General features: G+C 56.2%; 5 protein-coding genes and 1 pseudogene. 2 read left to right on the top strand and 4 right to left on the bottom strand.

Features of this window, described 5'->3' with window-relative positions; all coding sequences use genetic code 11:
• The 4 genes and pseudogenes from IRZ24_RS17525 to IRZ24_RS17510 form a co-directional block, all read right to left on the bottom strand.
• A pseudogene (locus tag IRZ24_RS17525) lies at positions 1-202 on the bottom strand (pyridoxal 5'-phosphate synthase glutaminase subunit PdxT); the annotation flags it as partial.
• 261 nt (positions 203-463) lie between these two features.
• A complete protein-coding gene (pdxS, locus tag IRZ24_RS17520; protein ID WP_297167074.1) occupies positions 464-1,354 on the bottom strand; it encodes a pyridoxal 5'-phosphate synthase lyase subunit PdxS in 891 nt (296 codons plus the stop codon).
• 448 nt (positions 1,355-1,802) lie between these two features.
• Positions 1,803-2,228: a type II toxin-antitoxin system PemK/MazF family toxin gene (locus tag IRZ24_RS17515; RefSeq protein WP_297167071.1), complete on the bottom strand. Its 426-nt coding sequence runs from the start codon at positions 2,226-2,228 to the stop codon at positions 1,803-1,805.
• The gene (locus tag IRZ24_RS17510) at positions 2,225-2,551 is read right to left on the bottom strand and encodes a hypothetical protein (RefSeq protein ID WP_112430539.1); all 327 of its coding nucleotides are present in this window, start codon (positions 2,549-2,551) and stop codon (positions 2,225-2,227) included. The genes IRZ24_RS17515 and IRZ24_RS17510 overlap by 4 nt, the downstream gene beginning before the upstream one ends.
• Before the next feature lie 435 nt (positions 2,552-2,986).
• Between IRZ24_RS17510 and IRZ24_RS17505 the strand changes: the two genes are divergently transcribed.
• Both IRZ24_RS17505 and IRZ24_RS17500 read left to right on the top strand, forming a co-directional pair.
• The gene (locus IRZ24_RS17505) at positions 2,987-3,745 is read left to right on the top strand and encodes a response regulator transcription factor (RefSeq protein ID WP_297167067.1); all 759 of its coding nucleotides are present in this window, start codon (positions 2,987-2,989) and stop codon (positions 3,743-3,745) included.
• A 5-nt stretch (positions 3,746-3,750) separates the two neighbouring features.
• On the top strand, positions 3,751-4,126 hold a 376-nt coding region (locus IRZ24_RS17500; protein ID WP_297167064.1), incomplete at its 3' end, for a hypothetical protein.

Here is a 4,126-nt window from a genome sequence, read left to right as displayed (position 1 = left end):
GGCCATAATCAACCATAAGCTTGCCAATAGTAGTGCTCTCTCCACCGGGTATTATTATACCATCTAAATCGGTCAGATGCTCAGGGAGTTTTACAGCGCGTGTGGCTACGCCCAGCTTCGAGAGAGCCTTGAGATGGGCCTCGAAATCTCCCTGGAGAGCCAGCACCCCAATCAACGGTCGTTCCTGCCCATTGTGGAGCATTGTCTACTCACGCGGTGCCCGGTCACTCTCCCCGTTGCACCGCCCCCTCCTTCCTTCGTCGTACTGCGGACTCTCTCTGATGTGAGAGAACGCTCTTGACCCTGGCCTTTCATCCCGTCTTCCAAAAGCGCGCCGCCGGCTTGCCTCTCTCTAGGAGCGAGGCAATGAGCCGGCGGATGGAAGCGGGCAGCTACCTCTGCGGTTCTTCTGGCCACTTCCTCTCGACGCGAGCCACCCCAAACTCAGACTGCTGCCTCGCAGTTACCAGCCGCGGCGCGCCATTAGCTCCTGCTCGGGCAGGGTATCAAGGTTGATCCCCACCATCGGCTCGCCGAGATCGCGCGAGACTTCTGCCAGGATCTTCGGATTATCGAAATGAGTGGTGGCGCGCACAATGGCGCGGGCGCGCTTAAGCGGATTGCCAGACTTGAAGATACCAGAGCCCACAAAGATGCCTTCTGCCCCCAGGCGCATCATGAGCGCGGCATCGGCCGGTGTAGCGATCCCGCCTGCCGAGAAGTTCACCACGGGCAGCTTGCCCGTGCGAGCGACCTGACAGACCAGCTCATAGGGGGCACCCAGACGCTTGGCCTCGGTCATCAGCTCTTCCTCGGGAAGCATTTGCAGGCGTCGGATGCCATCCTGGATAGCGCGCATATGGCGCACTGCCTCCACCACATTGCCAGTACCAGCCTCGCCCTTGGTTCGGATCATAGCCGCGCCCTCACCGATGCGGCGCAGCGCCTCGCCTAGATCGCGCGCGCCGCAGACAAAAGGCACCGAGAACAAATGCTTATTAACGTGGAATTGCTCATCGGCGGGCGTGAGTACTTCCGATTCATCAATGCAGTCAACGCCAATGGCTTGCAGGATCTCTGCTTCGACAAAGTGACCGATGCGGCACTTGGCCATGACGGGAATAGTAACGGCCTCTTTAATGCGAATGATCAATTCGGGATCGGTCATGCGCGCGACGCCGCCCTGAGCGCGAATATCGGCGGGGACCCGCTCCAGGGCCATGACAGCCACAGCCCCGGCCTCTTCGGCGATCTTGGCCTGCTCGGGATTAACGACATCGCAGATGACGCCACCTTTGAGCATCTCAGGAAAACTGCGCTTGACGTCAACCGTTCCAACCGTTCTCTGCTGCATAGGTGATCATCTCCTGGAGTCTTGCCTGAACATCTGGTCTTCATTGTAGCACATTGGCGGTTGGCTCACACCAGCCAATCGCGGAAGCGGAGACCAGCCAGCCAGGGAAAGAGGCTAGTCAGGAGCTTTGAGACGAGAAGCGGCAAGCAGACCAGGCCTTAGTTGCTGTCTCACCGAACCAATCAGTTGGCTGGCTGGCAGACAAGCAGCAGAGCAGCAGAGGTATAAGCAGTTGCTAAGAGCCAGCAAAGGCCGATACACGTCGCCTTTAAGCAAGCAGCCAGGCAAATAAAAATAACACTAACAAGCAGTTAAGCAGCCACAAGCGGAGATGCTGCCAGGAGATGTCGGACTGCACAGGAGGAGAGAAGGAGCGCAGCCGCGCGCCAGCTTGCCCGAGAGCCTGCACCTTGAACAGAGCTGGATTGCCCTCTCTCGCCTGCTGGATTTAGGAGAGCAGATCAAGGCTAATTTTGAGCGCCATATCGACGCGCGCGAGTTCTTCCTTTGTAATGCTCCCGCGTTTACGGATCAGGCGCGACTTCTCGATAGTCATGATCTGCTCACACTTCACGTCAGTGAAGTCGGTCAATCCGTTTTCAGGCGTTGGCGCGATGCGCACATGCAGGGGCAGCTCACGCTCCGTACGGCTCATCGAGGCAACAATCGTCAACGGATAAGTCGGTGAGGCGTTACCTCGATCATTCTGGATAATCAAGGCAGGGCGGACACCCTGCTGCTCCGCGCCGCGCCCAGGAGACCAGTTGACATCCCAGATTTCGCCGCGCCTGGGACTGGGCATTTCACGTATTCGATTGGCAGAATCCTCGCTATGGCTGGGGCTGGGCGATGTTTGCCTGGCCTCATTACTCATGCAACGATACCTTCACGCCCGGCCTCAAAATAAAATCGGGCATCTTCGAGAGTTTCAGGGAGAGATCCTAGATAAGCATACGCCTCATCGAGGGAGTGAGTCAAGGAGGAAAGAGCCTGTTCGCGTTTCTGGAGGATCGCCTGACGCAGTTGCTGGTAGTTATCCCGGCGCATAAGTTCCATGATTGTCTCCACAACATCCCCGAGGGAGGAGTCCAGTTCCATCGCCAGCGCTTTCAGCTCCTGGTGCTGGGTCAACGGAATTTGAATTGACTTGCGAACGAGGTGCTCATGACGATAGAAGTCGGGATGCACAACTGCCATGAATCTGCCTCCTGCTGATTACGTGAGCCGTCTCTATCAATACCATTGTAATGAGTCCCCTCTCACTTGTCAATCAATGTGCAGCGCTCTTAAGAGTTTTTTAAGACCGCTACCACTAACCAGGATAAGACAATGAGAAACACTTTGCCAAAACGCAAGACACTTCCGTTCTTTTACTGAAACTCTTCTATCGCCTTTCTCGTGGGAGGGATAGGTGACAAGACTACGGTGATGATCAAAGATGCTGAGCTTGACCGGGCCTGGCACGTCGTGTACACTTGAGCTACGCCTCTAGGATGAGTATTTGGAAAGGCTTGCCCAGCACTACTAGCGCTCTGCTTGCTCTGCTGAGCGGCTCTTGCCGGCTGACGCCTTGCACTGCTGCTGCGTGGTAACTATAATGAAAATTGAATCCCACACAGAAGGATGCAAGCCATGCCGCAAGTGGTTCACGAACGCACCGATCAGGAGAAACGACCCCTCAAGGCGCTGGTAATCGACGATGAGCAGTCGATTATTGAGTTCATCAAACTCGGCCTGCGCTACGAAGGCTTCGAGGTGGTCTCGGCCCCCGACGGCGCGCAGGGCGTGACGGCGGCACAGCGCTGCGACCCTGATATCGTGATTCTGGACCTGATGCTGCCAGATATGGACGGCCTGGAGGTCTGTCGTCGCTTACGCGAAAATCCGGTGACGAGCGATGTGCCGATCCTGATGCTGACGGCTAGAGACGATGTGCGCGATCGCGTGCTCGGCCTCGATAGCGGCGCCGATGACTACTTGACGAAGCCTTTCAGCTTTGAAGAGCTGGTCGCTCGCATACGGGCCATTCTTCGCCGTCTGCGCCGTAGCGGACACGGCGAGTCTAGCGGTTCTTCTGACTCCGCGCATATTCTGCAGTTCGAAGATCTCTGGATGAATACGGCTACGCGCGAGGTCCGCCGCGGTAACCGCCCTATCGAGTTGACAGCGACAGAATATAATTTGTTGCACCTGTTTATGACCCATCCGCGTCAGGTGCTGGATCGCCAGACGATCCTTAATCGCGTTTGGGGCTATGATTTTCTAGGAGAGACCAATATTATTGAGGTGTATGTGCGCTACCTGCGCGAGAAAATCGAAGATACCCCCAGTGCCCCCCGCTTAATTCAGACGGTACGTGGGGTCGGCTATATTCTGAAAGGCCAGGGATAGCTGTTATGCCAGCCGAGCGAGGAACGGTAGGGACACGCACGGAAGGAGCTCCCGATGGGTCCACAGAGAAGATGATGAAAGAGCCATCAGCGGAAGGAAAGATGATTCCAGCAGGGCAGGCCAGTGGGCATGATGGCAAGCGGGCTGAGGCTCCGGCTCTGGCCTCTCTTCAGCGACGTCCTCCAGTCGCTGGTCCGCTCTTGGCTTCTTCTGTGCGCTTGCCCCTAGACCGTCTGAGCCTGCGACTGGCTCTGCTCCAGTTGGCAATTCTGGTTCTGGGCCTGGCTTTGATGGCTCTGCTGGTCATACTCCTCTTTCATTTAAAATCTTCAAATATTCCATTTATTATATTTTGCACCTATATTCTTCTAGTACTACTGA

The sequence above is a fragment of the Thermogemmatispora sp. genome, from assembly GCF_019683755.1.
GTDB lineage: Bacteria > Chloroflexota > Ktedonobacteria > Ktedonobacterales > Ktedonobacteraceae > Thermogemmatispora.
The sequence above is the reverse complement of the archived record's forward strand: the minus strand, read 5'-3'. Positions and strand labels throughout refer to the sequence as shown.

What these genes read in the sequence shown, in the direction of transcription:
- IRZ24_RS17505 (WP_297167067.1), top strand. Translation starts at nt 2,987, where the DNA reads ATGCCGCAAGTGGTTCACGAACGCACCGATCAGGAGAAACGACCCCTC.
- IRZ24_RS17515 (WP_297167071.1), bottom strand. Translation starts at nt 2,228, where the DNA reads ATGAGTAATGAGGCCAGGCAAACATCGCCCAGCCCCAGCCATAGCGAG.
- pdxS (WP_297167074.1), bottom strand. Translation starts at nt 1,354, where the DNA reads ATGCAGCAGAGAACGGTTGGAACGGTTGACGTCAAGCGCAGTTTTCCT.
- IRZ24_RS17510 (WP_112430539.1), bottom strand. Translation starts at nt 2,551, where the DNA reads ATGGCAGTTGTGCATCCCGACTTCTATCGTCATGAGCACCTCGTTCGC.